Genomic DNA, 1,165 nt, shown 5'->3' with positions numbered 1-1,165 from the left:
ACGGTCCGGGTGCTCGACCTGTCCCCGCTGGACCGCGCCGGCACCGAGCAGCTCGCCGCCGCGGTGGTCGGCCGGGCGCTTCCGCCCGACGCGGCCGAGCAGGTGTGGCAGCGCAGCGGCGGCAACCCGTTCGTCATCGAGGAGTTGGCCCGCGACCTGCGCGACGGGCGGGACGGGCTGTCCGAGACGCTGCGCGAGATCTTCCTCGACCGGGTCGACGCGCTGCCGCAGCACGCGCACGCCGTGGTGCACGCGGTGGCGGCGGGCGTCGAGCCCGTGCAGCACTGGCTGCTGGCCGAGGTGTTGCGGCTGCCCGAGGACGAGCTGATCGACGCCGCACGCGCCGCGGTCGCGCACCGGCTGCTGGTCGGCGCCGACGACGGCTACCGGCTGCGGCACCGCCTCGTCGCCGAGGTGCTGGCGCACGAGCTGCTGCCGGCCGAACGCTCCGGGCTGCACCGCCGCTACGCCGAGGCGCTGACCGCGGCGCCGGGCGAGCTGCACCAGGCCCGGCTGGCGCATCACTGGCGGCTGGCCGGCGAGCCGGCGCGGGCGTTGCCGGCGGCGGTGGCCGCCGCGCAGGAGGCCGAGCGGCTGCACGGTTACGCCGAGGCGCACCGCCACTGGACGGCGGCGTTGCACCTGGCCGGCGACTCCGGCTCGCTGGAGGTGGACCGGATCGAGCTGCTCGGCAACGCCGCCGAGGCGGCCCACCACTGTGGGGAGCACGCCCGCGCGTTGGCCCTGCTGGAGGAGTTGGCCGCCGTACAGGGTGGCGCTCCGAGCTGCGCGCTGCACATCCGCCGGGCCCGGTACCTGGCCGCCGCGGGGCGCTCGGCGCTCGCCGAGGAGGAGTACGAGCGGGCGCTGGAGGCGGCGGACTGCTCGCCGCGAGACCGGGCCGCCGCCGCCGCGCGGCTGGCCGAGCTGTTGCTGCACCTGGGCCGCTACGCCGACGCCGGCGAGCGGGCGCGGGAGGCGCTGGCGCTGGCCGAGAACGCGGAGGGTTCCGCCACCGAGGTCGTGCTGGCCAGCTCGGCCCTGGGCTTCAGCGACGCCTTTCTGGAAGACCCGGACGCCGGTCTGGCGGTCATGCGCGACGCCCTCGACACCGCCGAGCGCGCCGGCCAGCCCGAGGACGTGGCCTGCGCCTACCTGCACCTGG

Annotated in this window: 1 pseudogene; it reads left to right on the top strand. The window is 77.5% G+C overall.

The annotated features are described in order from the left end of the window. Positions 1-1,165 (top strand): annotated as a pseudogene (locus AB0J68_RS32415) (LuxR family transcriptional regulator); the annotation flags it as partial.

Origin of the sequence: Micromonospora sp. NPDC049580 (genome assembly GCF_040675595.1) — a bacterium.
Taxonomy (GTDB): domain Bacteria; phylum Actinomycetota; class Actinomycetes; order Mycobacteriales; family Micromonosporaceae; genus Micromonospora.
This window is presented reverse-complemented; position numbering and strand designations above follow the sequence as displayed.